This window comes from Emergencia sp. (assembly GCF_048465375.1).
GTDB lineage: Bacteria > Bacillota > Clostridia > Peptostreptococcales > Anaerovoracaceae > Senimuribacter.
The window spans coordinates 18,379-35,369 of sequence record NZ_DBFWLQ010000002.1 but is presented as its reverse complement, the minus strand read 5'-3'; the positions used below and the strand labels follow the sequence as shown (position 1 = coordinate 35,369).

The 16,991-nt window shown below is 44.2% G+C and carries 13 protein-coding genes; 3 read left to right on the top strand and 10 right to left on the bottom strand.

What is annotated here, in order from left to right; all coding sequences use genetic code 11:
- Nucleotides 1–22: 22 nt before the first annotated feature.
- The 3 genes from ACMQ5W_RS00740 to ACMQ5W_RS00730 form a co-directional block, all read right to left on the bottom strand.
- A complete protein-coding gene (locus tag ACMQ5W_RS00740) occupies nucleotides 23–1,885 on the bottom strand; it encodes a response regulator (RefSeq protein ID WP_419022566.1) in 1,863 nt (620 codons plus the stop codon).
- Between the two features lie 331 nt (nucleotides 1,886–2,216).
- Nucleotides 2,217–3,746, bottom strand: coding sequence for a BCCT family transporter (locus tag ACMQ5W_RS00735; protein ID WP_419022564.1), 1,530 nt, complete (start codon nucleotides 3,744–3,746; stop codon nucleotides 2,217–2,219).
- A gap of 128 nt (nucleotides 3,747–3,874) precedes the next feature.
- Nucleotides 3,875–4,234: a molecular chaperone Hsp90 gene (locus ACMQ5W_RS00730; RefSeq protein WP_419022562.1), complete on the bottom strand. Its 360-nt coding sequence runs from the start codon at nucleotides 4,232–4,234 to the stop codon at nucleotides 3,875–3,877.
- Nucleotides 4,235–4,427: 193 nt separating this feature from the next.
- Here ACMQ5W_RS00730 and ACMQ5W_RS00725 point away from each other — a divergent pair, with 193 nt between their 5' ends.
- The 3 genes from ACMQ5W_RS00725 (at nucleotide 4,428) to ACMQ5W_RS00715 (ending at nucleotide 9,078) form a co-directional block, all read left to right on the top strand.
- Nucleotides 4,428–5,063 (top strand): TetR/AcrR family transcriptional regulator, encoded by a 636-nt coding sequence (locus ACMQ5W_RS00725; protein WP_419022560.1) that lies wholly within the window; start codon nucleotides 4,428–4,430, stop codon nucleotides 5,061–5,063.
- A gap of 189 nt (nucleotides 5,064–5,252) precedes the next feature.
- Nucleotides 5,253–5,951 carry an ABC transporter ATP-binding protein gene (locus tag ACMQ5W_RS00720; protein WP_419022558.1) on the top strand — a complete coding sequence of 233 codons (699 nt, stop codon included), beginning with the start codon at nucleotides 5,253–5,255 and terminating at the stop codon, nucleotides 5,949–5,951.
- Between the two features lie 10 nt (nucleotides 5,952–5,961).
- Nucleotides 5,962–9,078 carry an FtsX-like permease family protein gene (locus tag ACMQ5W_RS00715; RefSeq protein WP_419022556.1) on the top strand — a complete coding sequence of 1,039 codons (3,117 nt, stop codon included), beginning with the start codon at nucleotides 5,962–5,964 and terminating at the stop codon, nucleotides 9,076–9,078.
- 124 nt (nucleotides 9,079–9,202) lie between these two features.
- On the opposite strand, the gene ACMQ5W_RS00710 is transcribed toward ACMQ5W_RS00715, so the two are convergent.
- From ACMQ5W_RS00710 to ACMQ5W_RS00680, 7 genes are all read right to left on the bottom strand, one after another.
- Entirely contained in the window at nucleotides 9,203–9,820 is a 618-nt protein-coding gene (locus ACMQ5W_RS00710) for a hypothetical protein (protein WP_419022554.1), read from the bottom strand.
- Nucleotides 9,817–10,401 carry a DNA-3-methyladenine glycosylase I gene (locus ACMQ5W_RS00705; protein ID WP_419022552.1) on the bottom strand — a complete coding sequence of 195 codons (585 nt, stop codon included), beginning with the start codon at nucleotides 10,399–10,401 and terminating at the stop codon, nucleotides 9,817–9,819. Before ACMQ5W_RS00705 ends, ACMQ5W_RS00710 begins: the two co-directional genes overlap by 4 nt.
- A 258-nt stretch (nucleotides 10,402–10,659) precedes the next feature.
- The gene (locus tag ACMQ5W_RS00700; RefSeq protein WP_419022550.1) at nucleotides 10,660–12,072 is read right to left on the bottom strand and encodes an amidohydrolase family protein; all 1,413 of its coding nucleotides are present in this window, start codon (nucleotides 12,070–12,072) and stop codon (nucleotides 10,660–10,662) included.
- A 15-nt stretch (nucleotides 12,073–12,087) separates the two neighbouring features.
- On the bottom strand, nucleotides 12,088–13,479 hold the full coding sequence (locus ACMQ5W_RS00695; RefSeq protein ID WP_419022548.1) for a YfcC family protein: 1,392 nt from the start codon (nucleotides 13,477–13,479) through the stop codon (nucleotides 12,088–12,090).
- A 164-nt stretch (nucleotides 13,480–13,643) separates the two neighbouring features.
- Complete coding sequence (locus ACMQ5W_RS00690; RefSeq protein WP_419022546.1) at nucleotides 13,644–14,345, bottom strand: lactate utilization protein; 702 nt, start codon at nucleotides 14,343–14,345, stop codon at nucleotides 13,644–13,646.
- A 65-nt stretch (nucleotides 14,346–14,410) separates the two neighbouring features.
- Nucleotides 14,411–15,250 carry an EamA family transporter gene (locus ACMQ5W_RS00685; RefSeq protein ID WP_419022544.1) on the bottom strand — a complete coding sequence of 280 codons (840 nt, stop codon included), beginning with the start codon at nucleotides 15,248–15,250 and terminating at the stop codon, nucleotides 14,411–14,413.
- Nucleotides 15,251–15,429: 179 nt separating this feature from the next.
- Nucleotides 15,430–16,959: a PucR family transcriptional regulator gene (locus tag ACMQ5W_RS00680; protein ID WP_419022542.1), complete on the bottom strand. Its 1,530-nt coding sequence runs from the start codon at nucleotides 16,957–16,959 to the stop codon at nucleotides 15,430–15,432.
- Between the last annotated feature and the right edge of the window lie 32 nt (nucleotides 16,960–16,991).

Below are 16,991 nucleotides of genomic sequence, written 5' to 3'. Positions count from 1 at the left end.
CACCCCTGTTTCTATTTTACTATCATTTTTGACGCATTTGCTGCTTTAGCACTGCCTGGAGCAAATCCGGCTCAATTGGCTTTGAAAGATGCGCATTCATCCCCGCTGCCATAGAATTCTCGATATCCTGATCAAAGGCATTGGCAGTCATGGCTACAATAGGAATCGATGCAGCATCTTTCGTCTTCATTTGACGAATCGTTTTTGCTGCTGTCAAACCGTCCATCTCCGGCATGCGAATATCCATCAAAATCAAGTCATAGTATCCCGCTCCGCGGCTTTGGAACAAATCAATACATGCTATTCCATTCTCTGCCAATTCTACTTGATAGCCTTCTTTTTTTAGCAGCTTTGCGATAATTTCTCTATTAAGCGGATGATCCTCGGCCACTAAAATTCGTCCGCCAACAGTTTCCTCTGTTTCAGCAGATTCTCTTCTAGCTGCAATTTGCTTCTCCGCCAATGGAAACCCTATATCCAGGATAATTTCCGTGCCCGTTCCTGGCTGGCTGTGTAGCTCTAGGCTGCATCCGAGAAAATCGGCCAGTTCTTTTACAATAGTCATCCCCAGACCTGTCCCTGTGTAGTTTGTCACATATTCTCTTTTTTCCTGTGTGAAGGGTTCAAAGATATGGCTGACAAACTCCTCACTCATGCCGATGCCTGTGTCTGCAATAGATATGTGATACGGAACAACAGCTCCTCCGTCATCGATTTTTTCAACAGACAAAGTCACTCGCCCTCCTTTTGGCGTAAACTTCACGGCGTTAGAGAGCAGATTTGTAAGGATCTTCATGATTTTGACAGTATCTACGCAGACAAGGTCGTCTGTGAATTTCTTTTTTTCCAATAGAAACGTGACACCTTTTTCTTCAGCCACAGTCTGACTGGAAATAGCACACTGCTGAAGCAAGTCAGAGAGCATGATTGATTCCCGATGGATCTCCAACTTCCCATTTTCAATGCGATTTACATCCAAAACATCGTTGATCAGACTCAGCAGTTGTTTTCCCGACGTATGAATCTTTGTCATATAGTCTTTCAGCTCTGATACATCCTCTGTGTCTGATGCCAGATTGGATAACCCGATGATGGCATTCATCGGTGTTCGCATGTCGTGACTCATCTTTGCCAAAAAGTCGGACTTTGCCATATTTGCAATCTCTGCTTTTTTCACTGCATCTTCCAGAGACTGATTCTGTCTGTTAATCTGCTCATAGAGGAGATCTCTCCGCTGTTCTTCTATCGTCATGTCGCAAAAAACATATACCACGGCATAGGCCGCGTTGATAATTAACCAACCCGGATTCGCTAACTGCACCCAGATTGATATTGCCGATACCGCAAAAAAGGATATCAGCAGAAGGATGTTGGATTTCGGTTCTATCCGCTCTCTGTTCCACAAGACAAGTACAATTCCCACGATAGAATAGACCATAATCAAACCGACACCCACCGAGATAAACAATGGTCCGCGTGAGTATTCAATATCTTTTGTCAAGTGAAAGAACCAGCCCGTTACTGGATTGGAAAGTGCCAATATCATATAAATTAAAAATGGAGTCATTACAGCTGCTATGATATATTTCACTTTCTTTATGTTGTCGTGGTAAATCAATGCCACAGTATAGCATACCCAAATGGCCGCCAACATCGGTATGGTGATGACATAAGTCGTCATGGTCAGTTGATAAATCCACCAATTGGTAACGTCGTTCATTGCTGTTGAGGCGATGATATCCACCGTCACACTGATGATGCTCAGAATCAATACCATTGAAAATACATTGTCCTGAAAGTTGATATCCTTCTTGATGCGACGCTTTTTAATCAGCATGATGAGGAACACCGCCAGGGCGAAGTAATCTGTTTCCACGTGCCACATAGCCGAACCTTCTTTCTCTCTAAATGCAGGGTTTCCATTATTTCAACCTTGCGGGCAATTTCGTTAGATCGATGCGTTCATTATACCATGACGATACCTCTGAAAATGGAATCGAACGTCATGATTCAATGAACGCCTCCTTGCGGCAACGCCGTTAGGTTATGCGTTCATTATACCACTTCTTGCAGCTCTGGGACCATTATTTGTGCCATCGGCATCAAAAAAATAGAACAGCCGCTTTTGCTCTGCGGCTGCTCTATACACTTCATTGCGAACTTACAGCGCCATCAGCCTCAGACGCGCGGCGCTTAATACTGAAACATTGTTCTCCTCAAAGCTTTCTTTCCACTCTATTTCGATAGGTTTTTCCTTCTTTTCTCAGACATTTTAACAAGGACCAACAGCATACCAGCATGATAAATAAAAATGGGAAGGCAATACCAAGCGATATGGTCTGCACCGATGAAAGGCCGCCGGTTACTAGAAATCCAACCGCAAGCAGGGAAATGACAACACACCAAGTGACTTTTCTCTTAGTAGATGGATTCTCATCGCCGTCCGACGTAAACATACCGAGGACAAAGGATCCAGAATCTGCCGAGGTAATCAGGAATGTAAACAGCAAAACGACTGCTATCACCGACAGCACCACCCCAACTGGATATTCATTCAGAATGGTAAACAAAGCTGTTTCTGGTGTTGCAACCATCTCTGATAATGCATCCAGAGAAAATACGCGTTTTATTGCCAGACTGATTCCCAGGTTTCCGAAAATTGCAAACCAGATACAGGAGAATACGGTAGGCACCAGCAAAACGCCAATCATGAATTGTCGAATGGTCCTGCCTCTGGAGATTCTAGCGATGAAACTTCCTGTAAAAGGTCCCCAGGAAATCCACCAGGCCCAGTAGAATACGCGCCAGTTGATAATCCAGCTGTTGTCACCATAGAGATGAAATTTGAAGCTTTCTTCTAAAATTCCCGAAAGATACGAACCCACGCCGCTGACAAAGCTGTTGACGATTTCGACCCTCGGTCCTATTAAAAACGCTGCTGCTGCAAGGAAAACAGCCAATAGCAGATTGCCATTGGATAACATTTTGATTCCCTTGTCTACGCCGCTGACAGATGAGATAGTAAACGCTATCGTTACGGCAACGATAATCACGATTTGAACCCTCAGGCTGTATTCCACATCTGACAAATAAGACAAGCCTCCGTTAATCTGCAGAGCACCGAGGCCTAGAGAAGATGAAACGCCCATGACCGTAAGGAATACCACATAGATATCAATCGTTTTTCCCATCCATCCTCTCACCCGCTCTCTGCCGATGATAGGAATAAAAGAGCAGCTGAGTAAATTCTTTTCCCCTTTTCGATAGCTAAAGTATGCTATAGCCAGACCGCAGATTGCGTAAATGGTCCAAGGATGGATGCCCCAATGCATAAATGTAGCCTGCATGGCGAAATCCGCCGCTTCTCCAGTGCCTCCTTCTATGCCGTCTGGGGATAAAAAATGGGCTAAAGGTTCAGAAACGCTCCAGAATACCAGCCCGACTCCCATGCCAGCGCAAAATAACATGGCGAACCAAGATACAGCCCCATATTCCGGTTCTTCATCATCCGCCCCCAGCTTAATATTTCCATATCTGCTGAAAGCCAGAAACAAACAGAACAGGACAAAACCGCCGATAAGCAACAGATACAGCCAACCCATATCTTTACTCAAAAATCCGTACAAAGCAGACGCAAAGTTCATAAAGCTGTAGCTGCCGCAAATAGCCCAGGCCGCCGTCAGCAGCGTTACTAACAGGGAAACTGCAAATACTGCATTCCCTTTTCCTGATTTTGATGTCTTCAATAGTTTTTCCTCTCTTTTTATGTGCCGTTCCAATTCCAGATACACGAGTTACCAGCGATGTCTCATCTGCAGGCAGAAAAGGCAAAGGCATCAATCGCTGACGATTGGTGCCTTGTTTGTGGTTCGTCTTATTTAAGGAGCAGGTCCTTCTTTTCCAAAATTTCTCCTACAGCTGCACAAGCGGGGCAATCACAATATGCTCCTCCTGCAGCTTTGATTTCTTTCGCATGAGCCGCTACACCTGGTGCATCTGTACCGAATACCTGCGCCCCTGCATCAGATTCTGCAAAGGCGATCAAAGTGTCAATAGGCATGATGTCTTCTTCCAGTTCTGCTACATATTTTTTTGTTTCCTCAGCCTCTGTTTCCGTGCCTATTGCAGCAAGCCAGCTTTGGGCGGCTGCCTTTGTTTCGCTGCTGCATGTTGCAGCGTCAATCAGTTCATTGGTTTTCCCAACAACAAAATCTAAAACTTTTTTATCTATCATCGCTACGCCTTCCTTCTTTATAAATTTATCTATATTTTACCATAACCATGCAGTCTTTGCAATTGATGTTACACAGCAGTTCATCTGTAAAAATCATCTCGCTTTCATAGCTCAGTCCGCGGGAAAATAGAAGAGTTGACAAATCAATCCATTCAAGGTAAAATAACATTGTTATTTACCAGGAGGTGAACAGATGTCAAGAAAAGCCGGGACGGTCTCCGAGGATACGCAAAAAAACCTCATCAATGCAGCAATTTCAGAGTTTACAGAATACGGATTTCAAAAATCCTCCCTGCGCAGAATCTGTGCAAAAGCTGGCGTCACCACAGGCGCACTCTATTTTTTCTTTAAGGATAAAGAGGATTTGTTCGCTAACGTCATCGCGCCTGTAACAGACGGCATCCTCACGTTGATGAAGGAGCATTATGAGACAGAACTTGCCAGTCCTGCGCAGGAACTCATCACCGATGAAAACGAAGATGTGCGTGCCGGAGAAGAATTCCTCGAATTCTACTACCAAAACAAGGTGCTCTGCCGTATTCTGTTAGACAATCAGGACCATCCAGTCGTGCAAGTATTTTTTAACCAGCTTGCAGAGATGATGGATCGCCAAACCATATTGTTGTTAAAGGTCCTCGCACCAGGTGCCATCACTGATCATACCTTTAATGAATGTACTGTTCACTGGTTTTCTTACCTGCTCATCGATTCCGTCATTCACATTCTTTCCCACGACTTTGACAAAGATCGAGCAAAGGAACAGCTGAAAATCGTCACTCGTTTTCTGCGGGGCGGTATGCTATCCCTAGTAGCAGGAATTACCATTTAAAAAACGTATAAATGACGAACTGAAAGATTCCTATTTCCACATGACGCCCGTAAGGGGCGACGCTTCGCAAGGTATATTCTTTGATATTTCTTACATAATTACAAAAGGCCTCATGGGTCTTTTTAAATAACATTAACATAACACCGTTATTTTAAAAACTGCACAGGGGTCACTAAGGAGGAAGGCAATATGTTTATAGAAATTCAAAATATCAAAAAAAGCTACGGAGAAGGCAGCAGCTGCGTTCAGGTTCTGGACGGTATCTCGACGCAAATAGAAAGAGGCGCAATGTGTGTCATTTTGGGACCTTCTGGCTCCGGAAAGTCCACTTTGCTTAATATCATCGGCGGTCTGGATACGGTGGACAGCGGTTCTATCCGCATTGACAGCAGGGAAATCACCTCGCTATCACCAGAAATCCTTTCTGATTATCGCCGAGATACCCTGGGCTTTGTGTTTCAGTTCTATAACCTGATTCCCAACCTGACTGTCAAAGAAAATATCGAGGTCTGCCGTTACCTATCGCCTTCACCGCTGGATGTCTATGAACTCCTGGAAATTCTCGGGCTGACCGAACATCAGGATAAATTTCCAGCCCAGCTTTCTGGTGGTCAGCAGCAACGCTGCTCCCTGGCTCGCGCTCTGATAAAAAATCCAAAACTCTTACTCTGCGACGAACCTACCGGGGCGCTGGACTCCAAGGCCGCAAAGGATATGCTCAAACTCTTGGAAGAAATTAATGAAAGATATGGCACTACCATGTTAATTGTTACTCATAACGACGCAATCAGCGCCATGGTACATAAGGTGATAAAAATCAGAGACGGTCAGATTGTCGAAGCGTATGAGAACGAAAAACGGATTTCCGCTGAAGCATTGGAATGGTAAGGAGGCAGAGATGCAGAAAATATTACTCAGACGAACAGTTCGGGATTTCAAAGCAAACACCTTTCGCTATCTGACTCTGTTCTTGCTCATCGTCCTAGCGATGTTCATGGTCGTCAGCACTGTCGCTTCTGCCGAAAGCGTCATTAAGACCGTAGATCGCAAAGCGGAAGCGCATCACCTGGAGGACGGGCAATTTGGAATGTTTCTTCCTCTGACAGACAGACAGATGGACGAAATCAAAGAGATGAACGTATCCCTGGAACCTTGTTTTTATCTTGATTTTCAGATGTCAGACGATGCGACCCTTCGCCTGATGAAAAATCGTCAGCGTATCAATCTCTTGGAGTTAGAAAAAGGCCGCCTGGCCAAAGCTGAAAAGGAGGTCGTCATCGAGCGCATCTATGCTGATGCGCACAACCTGGTACCCGGAAACACGCTGCTTATAGCCGGAGAGGCGTACACAGTCACCGGTATCGCCACATCACCAGACTACGATCAATGCCTGCAGAATCTGTCCGACATGTCCTCCGACGGCAAACTCTTCGGCACGGCCTTCGTCACCTCCTCAGCCTATGACCAGCTGCGTGAGAGCGGCAAGGCGATTCATAGTCAAGAATACCGCTACAGTTACCGTCTTGGTAAAGGAACCTCCAGTGATGACTTAAAACACTATCTGCTACAGATCGAAGTCGATACAGATCAGGTGAAGGATCCCTATTTTCAACAAATGATCAAAGATTCCTCTGCCGATCGTGATGAGATGAGAGAAAGCGTCAAAGAGTTATCTGATGGTGCGTCCAGCATCAGCAAGACGCTGGACGATCTCGCTGACGGCTCCAGTCAGCTCGATATAGGGATCGCTGCCATTTATTCCGGCCTCGCTGCCTTAGACGACAAATCCGGCGATCTGGTCAAAGGTTCCGCAAAAGTTCTCTTTACCTTAAGGGAACTAGAATCAGCAACGGCTAAACTCTCATCCTCGTCTGCTTCCATAACGAATTTACGAGAGGCTTCAGCTCTTTTGCTGATCGGTACGCGGGATCTCAACGCAAACCTGCAGAAGCTGTCAGCGCAAGTGACCTATGAAAGGTTTCACTCTGCGGCAGAAGCCGCGCTGAGGAAGGCAGATATGAATCCATCTGATCTGTCTCCTGATGCACAGGTAATCCTCGGCACAGCAAAAGGTTATCTGACTGAGGTTAATGGTTACCTTACAGAAGCGGCAAAAGGCTCTGCCTCGCTCAATAAAAACTTTTCAGAATTTGATCATGCCATGGATACTCTGCCCGATGCCATCCTGCAGCTGAATTCGAGTCTGAAAGCTTTGACAGATGCGGTCACAGTTCTGCGCACGGAATACGAGAGTCTCGACAGCAGCGTCACCGCTTACACAGATGGCGTCGCAAAGATTTTCAATGGTTATGAACAAATCGCAGCAGGATCTAAAAGCATGGCTGTAGGCTCTAAACAGCTGTCGGAAAAAGGTGAAGACTTTTATGCAGGAGTCAGCTCGCTGCAAGAAGAGACAAATCGACTGATGGATAAGCATTTTCCCTTTAAGATTCAAGGCTTGACAGATTTTCTCAAGGCGGCTGACAACCCTCGAATCAAAGCGGCTAACGATGATGTGTCAATCAGTATTAATGTCGGACTGATGGCGGGAGCCATTGTTTTGATCCTGCTCACCTATGTGATTTCCGTCTTTGTCATTCATTCTATTGACCGTGAAAGTGCCATGATCGGTGCCCTCTATGCTTTAGGGATAAAAAGGAAGCAGCTGATGCTCCATTACACCATGCTGCCAGTGGTACTTTGCCTATTGGGTGGTATCGTCGGAACGGCTTTGGGCTACTCAGACTGGGGCATCACTGTGATGTCAGGAGCCTCCCGCTCTTACTATTCGACGCCTATCATTGAAACTTTCTATAGTCCTTATCTGCTGATTTATGGGTTGATACTTCCGCCTCTGATTGCATTGATTGTCAATAGGCTGATCATAGGCAGACGGCTTTCACGCACAGCTTTGTCCTTACTGCGGAAAGAACAGCCGGCAAAAAAGTTCAATCATGCAGTTTTGAAGGGACTGGGGTTCATTCAGGCATTCCAGATCAGACAATTTCTCAGAGAAAAGCGAAGCTGCTTTGCCGTACTGGCCGGTATCTTCGTGTCCCTGTTGATTTTGATACTGGGACTCAACTGCTACGCACTCTGCCGCAACGTGCAGGTTCAGAATGCAGAAGATACGAAATACACCTATATGTATCAATACAAGTATCCTGCTAAGTCTGCCCCTGCCGGCGGTCATGCCGCCTATATCGAAGGATTAAAAAAGGAGGCCCTGGGATACAACATGGAGGTCAGCTTCGTCGGCATCGAGGATGGTAATCCGTTTTTTCCATTCATCAAAAGCGAGAAGCAGAATGAAATCAGTATTTCTACTTCCGTAGCGGAAAAATATGGACTTTCTGCCGGTGATAAAGTCCTCTTCAGCGATGAAATCAGTGAAAAAAATTACGGCTTTGTCGTAAAGGAGGTCGTCCCCTATTCTGTGGGACTCACCTGCTTTATGAATGCTGACAGCATGCGCGCCCTCTTTGACCGGGAAGAGGACTACTACAACGTAATCTACGCAGATCACGCCCTGGACGTAGACACCGGCAGACTCTATTCTGTTTCTACCAAAGAGGACGTAGAAAAAAGTTCAGAAATCTTTATGGAGATCATGATACCTCTGATATCTATGATGACTGGCGCTGCCGCTTTGATTTTCCTGATTGTCTTATATCAGATGATGAAGGTGATGATAGACCGCTCGGCCTCCAGCATCTCTCTGATGAAGATCTTCGGCTATCGAAACAACGAAATCCGCAGACTCTACTTGGATGGCAGTTTCCTACTAATCGCGGTCGGCTCTTTGGTTCTGCTCCCTCTGGCCAAAGTGCTCATGGATTTGGTCTATCCTATGTTCATTGCCAATGTGGCCTGCGGCATTGATCTGACCTGGCCGCCTGTGTTATATGCAATCGTGTACGTCAGTATCCTGCTGGGGTATCTGTTAATTAGAATGGTGCTCGTCGGAAAGCTAAAGAAAGTGGCACCCGCTGAGGTGCTGACAAATCGGGAATAAGAAAAAGTATCTAAACATTAGAACCCCTCCCATGTAGCAGAGCTGCAAGTGAGTACTTGAGAACTTTATTGTCTTTGATATTAAAAGAGATATCATTCTTGTTTAGATTTGATATCTCTTTATCTTATTTAATATCTTTTAAATATATGTCCTTTACAGTCTTGCTAATTTGCTCAAAAGCTATTGGTTCAACTCCAAGCCTTTTTAATCCCGCTAGACTTAAGCTTTTCTGATTGGGATATTTCTCATTTAACACCTTTGTAGAGACTACATAAAAATCCCACTGAGAAAAGTCCATAGGGTTGGCATTCCTCTGATCTTTGCATTTAAAGAGACTGAAGATATATACATCAGCCTGTCTTTTTTTATCTGGAGAATAGGTATTTGTATTTGCATCCCAACCGTTTGTTGTTTTTATGCCAAATTGTATTTTTGAGTAGTTTCGCTGTTCCCAAACTTGTAAATACGCTGCAGATTTAACTTCTATTTTGATGCCTTCATTTGTTAATACGTCATATGCATCCCATTCAGTTCTGCACTTGTCTGTCGCATGAAGCGCCATTGCCACAATAAATTCTGCCAGAATGCCTCTTTCTGCATTTCCTAATATATCAGAATGAGCCCATGACCAAAATTCTAGCATGCTAACTCCATTGGAAAAGCTTTCCGAACCAATTTTTTTTACTGTTTCAATTTTTTCTAACATAGCTTCTCCCATACATAATTTATTTAAGACAATCATTCCCTTACCTCCACAGGAAAGTGATCCATAATATACTGATACCTGAAGCAAGTCTCTTCATGATCGTTGATGATGCCGCAGGCCTGCAGATGGGAGTAAACAGTGATAGCGCCCAGATACTTGAATCCGCGCCGCTTCAGTTCTTTACTGACCTGTTCTGAAAGATCGTTGCTTGCCACATGGGTTTTCTGGTGGCTTTTGTAGACAATAGTTTTGTGCCCGCTGTAGTCCCACAGAAACTTGTCAAAAGTTCCAAACTCATTGATGATTTGCTTGTATAAAATGGCATTGTTGATGATAGCGCGAATCTTTCTTTCAGACTTGATCATATTGTCGGTCTGCAAAATATCTACAATTTTTTTATCATCATATAGAGCAATTTTATCATAATCAAAATCATCGAAGCATTTGCGAAAAGTCTCCCGCTTTTTCAGCATCAAAGTCCAGCTGAGACCGCATTGCATGACTTCCATCATCAGATATTCGAAGTGTTTGTGGTCATCATGGAGAGGAATTCCCCATTCTTCATCGTGATAGGTTTCTGATAAAGTGTCAGATTGACACCATGCACATTTGGTCATAATGATATTCCTTTCTTCATTTAACATAAGCGTTACAAAATATATTCCACTGTTCCATTTCTTTCTAAAATGGCAAGCAAAGTCATATAGCTATCAATTTTTTCAAAAGTACCCTCCCAACAGATTATAAATTTAAAAGAATTTACATATTCATTGTACCATTCTATTATTCGTCATTCAAATAAAATGCTGTGAATGAGTTCCATTATTTCTAACAGAATTCATTCACAGCATTGCACCTAAAACAGATCTTGTAATCTAATACTGTCTCAGTTCATATAACTTAGGATTTTCAACGACATCCCTTCGATTTAATCTCTCAAACATAAGATTAAAAGACTTTTCTGCATCCGCGAGGACTTTCTTTTGGTCCACTTTGGTTAAGACTCTGTGCTCCATGACTACTTCGCCCTCAATGATCACGTTGTCCACATCCTGACCCATTGCATGATAAACGAGTTTTTGCACTGGCATAACGCCAAAAGGTGCAAGATGAGGCTGCATGACATCCACAGAGATGATATCAGCCCTCTTTCCAACTTCCAAAGAACCAGTGATCTTATCGATGCCCAGTGCTTTTGCAGGTTCCATGGTCACTAAGCGAAGTACCTTGCCGCAAGGTAACAGTCCTCCGTCCCGGAAGCGGAACCGCTGAATCAACTGCACATTTTTCATATCCCTCCACAAGTCGTAGCTTCGATCCGGGGCGGTCCCATCGGTGACCACAGCAAGATTCACCTTTCGCTCCAGCATTTCCATTACCTTACAATGTCCGACTGCATTGGAATAAGTGGTCGGACCATGAAATACATAGGCTCCCGTATCTGCCAAAATGTCCAATTCCTCGTCGCTGTAGCCTGTGCTGTGAGTAAGGGATGTGGATGGATTCAAAACCTCCGGGCTGGTTTCATACATGAATTTCACATCGCCGCCAAAGGCATGGGTGTGAAGGGGCACGTCGTACTCCTTGGCGATTCTGAGCATCTCCTTATTTTGTAAAATATTCATTTCCCTACTCACGTTTGGTCTTGCTCCCATGCGCCCTGGAGCAACGATGCAAGTCCCTCTTTTATACTTATCCCTGAGCAGCCTTACGGACTTCTCCGTATTGACTGCAGCCAGTTCAGGGGTGATGGTCAGTTCTTCAAAACTTCCATCCTTCTTATATTTCCTCGATTTTTTTGGCCACTTTCCATCGGGAAAACCGATACCAGAAAACTGTCTGATCCCCGTGGAAACCGACCCGGCGAGATTTGCTTCTAATGGCTCGATGCTATCAATTCTCGGCGTGCTTCCAATCATCGATACGCCTGTCGTTGTGCCGAATTTAATTCTCTCCGCAGCGGCCAGAACCCCTTCATGATACCAAAATTCCTCATCGGCACAGGAATAGTATATGTATTCAGCAATGTCATCCCACTCTTCGATATGCTCTGCCAAAGTCCTGGTCAGACAGTGTCCGCCGTGGCCGTGAGCATCAATCAGCCCTGGCAAAACAGCATGCCCGTCCATATCCATAACTTTCTTTGCCTCTGGTAATTCCCCCAGCTTGTCCATAGAACCCATCTCTACAATGTCGCCGCCCCTGACTGCGATATATCCTTTAGGAATGATGGTATTTTCCTCATCAACCGTAATGAGCATTCCGTTTATCAATAATAAATCCAGCATAATTCTCTCCTTCTCTTAAAATGGTCCAAGCTCGATGGATTGAGCAATGATTACAAATATTGCGCCGATCAAATACTGTATTCCGATCAGCGGCAGAAGCCATTTTGCAAATTTTTCCCATGGAATCTTTGCCAGTGCAAGACTGGCCATCAAAACACCTGAAACTGGTGTCAAAATATTGGAAAGGCCGTTACCAACTGAAAATGCAACTACAGCGGTTTGTCTCGTGACATCGACTAGGTCGGCAAGGGGTGCCATAATCGGCATGGAGACCGCTGCCTGTCCTGATCCTGATACTACGACAAAGTTTAAGAGGCACTGGAAGATATACATGCCTACTGCCGATAAAGCTGACGGTAAAGCTTCTAGCATTCCTGCTGCCGAATGCAAAATGACGTGCAAAATATTTCCTTCTTCTAAGATAATGACTATAGCTCTTGCAAAGCCCACGACCAGCGCTCCTGATGCAATGTCAGCCATACCTTTACCGAGTTCCTCGGCAAATTTGTTAAATCCAACTCTGCCGATCACTGCACAGATCACCGCACATGCGATAAATGCTGCTGAGATTTCATCCATGTACCATTCATATTTGAGAACACCTACTACCATGACCACAATAGTGAGTCCAAATACTAACAAAATGCCTTGTTCCCGCTTTCCAAAAGGCGGCAGCTGGCTAAGGTTCAGCAAGTCTTCCCTCGTTCGGTCGAAGTCATGCATCGAAGATAGGCTTGGATTTTTTCTAACCTTTAAGGCATATCGCATCACCCATGCCACGGTGATAATGAGGAAAACAGTAAACATAATGGCTCTGAACCACAGTCCAGATAAGCTTGGAAGACCGGCAATGCTCTGGGCTACCTGTAATGCAAATGGATTCATCATTTCGCCGGCAAAGCCGATTGCACCTCCGCAAAGCACCAGTGCGGCTCCAGTTATGGAGTCATATCCCATGGCCAGGCACAGGGATACGAAGATCGGTACCAATGGTATGCATTCTTCACCCATTCCAAATAGGGCTCCGCCTAAAGCGAACAGTCCCATTGCAATGGGAACAATCAAAATATCTTTCCCTCGCAGCAAGGTGGCAACTCTGCCTATGCCTGCCTCCAGTGCGCCTGTCGACTGGATAACCGCAATCGCACCTCCCACGATGAAAATGAAAAATATGATTTGTGCGCTTCCCTGTAAGCCTCGTGTGATGGAGGTCAGCATTTGCATCAGTGTGATCGGTGTCTTCTCAATGGCATGATAGGTGGAAGCATCTACAACCTGGCGGCCATCGACATCCATCATATCATACTGCCCGGCAGGAATGATATACGAAAGTATACTACAAATCACCACTAAAGCCAATAATAGAATGTACACGTGTGGTACAGCAAATTTTTTCCTTTTGTTCATGATCTTGTCTCCTATTAAATATTATAGCATTTTCATTACCCTTAAATTTTTGCTTTTCTGGATATCCTATAGTCAGTATAGTACATCTGCTTTTAGAATTCATTATCCACAATTGCTAATCAGTTATCGCAATATTGCCAAAAAAGGATAAATTCACAACTTGTCTAAAATCCGAGTTCCTCTCCAACGATAATCACATGGAAATCGGAGTCAAACGGCTTTCTGTGCAAGATCGTCATGATGTTGCAGATGCGTTCGGGTCCGCTGCAATCATGGCAAATGCCCGTCTTTACACATGCACATTCATCTCCGTACTTAATTTTATTCATCGGGGCCGCGGTAAAATGGATTCTCTCTTTTGCTGCATTTTCATCAGGTACCAGTTTGTTGATGCCTGCCACAACGATGATCCGATCTGCACCATAAAGGCTTCCCGCTATGCGGTTTCCCACACCGTCCATATTGACGATTTCACCTTTCATGGTGATGGCATTTGCACCTAGGAGAAACACGTTGCTGGTCAAAAAATCAGCCAGCTGCGCTCTCGCCTCTTCTCTTGTCGGTGCTTTGATATACCCCTTCTCTTCCGTACTGTTGTATCGGTGCAAATTCAGCGCTTCTTTGTTAAACACCAAAGTGCATCCCTTTTCTTCTAGTGCATCATCCACATCCAGTGCAAAAACGGTGTGAGAATCTCCGACGCCGATTAAAGACTGATCTGGAATTATAGAGATGAGAAGTTTGGCTGCATCCCGCCTGTTGTCTGTATAATAGGCTTCAAAACCATTCTTTTTCAGTTGCTTTACCGCATTTCTACCTTTTGTAGAATAAAATGTATTTCTGATCGCTTTAACATCATGTGCCATATCTCTCATCCTTATTTTCTTATTTGATTTTTTATCCATTCTATATTCCTCTCATTACACGCAACTTAAATGTTCAGGAGCACCAGGGCGATGGCAATCATGCCAGTAGAAACCAGCTCCCGCCTGGTCAGCTTCTCTTTTAGCAAAAGGGCGCCGATCCCATTTACCAGCAATATCACTGCGCCACTATACACTGGAAACACAATATACGCGTCCAGCTTTGCTGCTGCGCTGACCACTCCGAAGGTAATCAGTATGTTGGGTATGCCGATCATGGCTCCATAGCAGATGTCCTGTCTGGTCATCTTGGATTTCTTCACCAGGGTAATGATTCCCATGATGCAGGCGCCGAAGAAAAAGGTAGAAAAGATATAGATTTCTCTCATGTCATCTCCTGCAAAAGCGCCTAACAGTTTCGAATCAAAGTCAATCAAACCTCCACTGACCAGGATCACCCCTAGAAGAGCATAATTTTTCTTCAGACCCCTTTCATTTTTCTCGTAAGAGTATAAAATTGCCCCTATGGATATGGCAATTCCAATTATTTTTAGTATCGTAGGGTACTCTTTAAACAAAAAAATAGAAAGGATTGTGGGAATTAAAACCCCCAGCCTGTTATATGTGGTTGAAATACCCGCCCCGTTGGCACTGATACTGACCTGCTGGGTCAACATACACGATACCATCAAGAAAGCGTTGAAAACAGCCAGACAGAGTGGAAATACAAGTTCCTTTCTGAAAAACAGTCCGCTCTCAATTCCTCCGCTTAAAATGACCGCCAGAAGGCTTCCGAAAACATAGTTCCAGAAAATCACGCTATTTCGGTTGGTGCCCGCATTTTCTGCATACTTCATTGCAAAAATCATCATCGTATTTGCAGCAATTGCTACTATCAAACTTACCATATATTTTTCCTCAAACAACGTCTCCTTAAATATCTATTTCGATTTTGTTGGATATCCATGAGTTCAAGTATATTACATATGTGCTGCAGTATCATTATCCACAATAGATAAAATATCGTCTGATTATCAGCAAAAAAGGATATGTTGCGTATCAACATATCCTTTAAAATCGAATCTATTTACTTTTGCTTGATGTCCAGCAACTGGATGCCAAGTTCAACGAGCAGCCTTGAATTAGAATCCTCCAGGTCTATTTCAAAGGTGTTTTTAATTTTCTCAATCCTGTACAGCATGGTCTTATAATGGACAAAAATCTTCTCTGCCGCTTTCTTTGCGTTGCAGTTGCAATTCAGATAGGCCTTTAAGGTCTGGTAAAATTCGGTGTGATTTTTCAGGTCATACTGGCAGATCTTTCTCAGATTCTCAGGAATCATCTCTTCCAGACACCCGATTTCATTCAATCTTCCAAAGAGTTTCAAGAGGCTGTCATCAGCATAACAGGCGATAAAGCTTTGTTTTTTCCCATTGAGAATTTCTCCATAGGATATGGTAGCCCATGCCTGGTGAAAACTATTGGAGACGTTGACCAATCCGCCCACTATCTCACCAATGCCGATTTGAAAGGGTATTTTCACAAATAGCTCCTCAAGCATCTTCATAATTTTTTCGCAGTGATTTTTGATATGGTCGTAACTTTCCTCTTCCTGGTGCTGTTTTACCTTATGTAAAATATAGATGGACGTATTGAATTTCGTCACGATATCCTGCTCAAAATACTCTTTGTTGTAATTTTGCACGCTGCTCATGATGCGATCGTTCATGAACTCGGATTCCGCTTTTTTCTGGTCATCTGCCCACAAGGGATTAATTGCGATCATCACATACTCGGCATCTTTTGCTACATGGAGCCTTTTGGCGCGCCTGTCTATCTCGTCTCTGTCCTCTTTTCGATAGATCACGTCATAGACAAAGTCACTGATAAATTTTTTCTCCACATTGAGCAGATCCAGTCTTCTGCGCATCTCCGTCAGCGCAGAGTTAGCGAAAATTTCCAGAATCATCATGTCCATGTCCTCATATGGCGTCTCCATATCAAAGATGGCCAGATAGCCTTTCCACATTCCTTCTGAAATGACTGGAAACAGAAGTCTGTTGCAGCTTTTCTTTGGGCAGTCCTCACTCTGAAAGATCACGCGCTGCTTATAATAGAAGAGGTTGCGCATTTCGTGCCTCTGGATATCCGTCTCGTCTTCGTCGTACTCCCTCAAATATTCATGGGTGATTGCTGAAATGTTGAAAAACTCGTCATAGATGATCACGGGGTTTTGCATCAGCTGATTGAAATACTTGATCATGGTGATGATATCCGGTGCTTTTAACGTGATATCGTTGAATCGCAAATTTGTCTCGATCACCTTCTCGTACCACAGTTTCTCGCTGTCATACAAGACGGACATCATTTGGTAGGCCGCCTTATGCATCTCTGCCTCGCCATCAAAATAGATCACGTTCCCTTGGTGGTGCCCATCACTGACATTTTGGCAGCAAAAATACAAGGTATCTGGCTCAGTAAAATTTTCTGTTGCAATCTCGGCGTTACTAACTTTCCTCAAGGTCAACTGCGGCATGGCGTATTCCAATACAGCAGAAAGCTCCTCATATCCCCTCTCCTTTGACATATCCAAAATCGTATTCAGGGTTCGCAGCATTTGTATGTTCTCCATTCTTTGGTCGTCAGATT

Bases quoted from the DNA above. Each gene is read 5' to 3' on its own strand.
- ACMQ5W_RS00710 (WP_419022554.1), bottom strand. From the start codon at position 9,820: ATGATTGTCTTAAATAAATTATGTATGGGAGAAGCTATGTTAGAAAAA.
- ACMQ5W_RS00715 (WP_419022556.1), top strand. From the start codon at position 5,962: ATGCAGAAAATATTACTCAGACGAACAGTTCGGGATTTCAAAGCAAAC.
- ACMQ5W_RS00725 (WP_419022560.1), top strand. From the start codon at position 4,428: ATGTCAAGAAAAGCCGGGACGGTCTCCGAGGATACGCAAAAAAACCTC.
- ACMQ5W_RS00695 (WP_419022548.1), bottom strand. From the start codon at position 13,479: ATGAACAAAAGGAAAAAATTTGCTGTACCACACGTGTACATTCTATTA.
- ACMQ5W_RS00740 (WP_419022566.1), bottom strand. From the start codon at position 1,885: ATGTGGCACGTGGAAACAGATTACTTCGCCCTGGCGGTGTTCCTCATC.
- ACMQ5W_RS00705 (WP_419022552.1), bottom strand. From the start codon at position 10,401: ATGACCAAATGTGCATGGTGTCAATCTGACACTTTATCAGAAACCTAT.
- ACMQ5W_RS00690 (WP_419022546.1), bottom strand. From the start codon at position 14,345: ATGGCACATGATGTTAAAGCGATCAGAAATACATTTTATTCTACAAAA.
- ACMQ5W_RS00700 (WP_419022550.1), bottom strand. From the start codon at position 12,072: ATGCTGGATTTATTATTGATAAACGGAATGCTCATTACGGTTGATGAG.
- ACMQ5W_RS00720 (WP_419022558.1), top strand. From the start codon at position 5,253: ATGTTTATAGAAATTCAAAATATCAAAAAAAGCTACGGAGAAGGCAGC.
- ACMQ5W_RS00730 (WP_419022562.1), bottom strand. From the start codon at position 4,234: ATGATAGATAAAAAAGTTTTAGATTTTGTTGTTGGGAAAACCAATGAA.
- ACMQ5W_RS00680 (WP_419022542.1), bottom strand. From the start codon at position 16,959: ATGCTGCGAACCCTGAATACGATTTTGGATATGTCAAAGGAGAGGGGA.
- ACMQ5W_RS00685 (WP_419022544.1), bottom strand. From the start codon at position 15,250: ATGGTAAGTTTGATAGTAGCAATTGCTGCAAATACGATGATGATTTTT.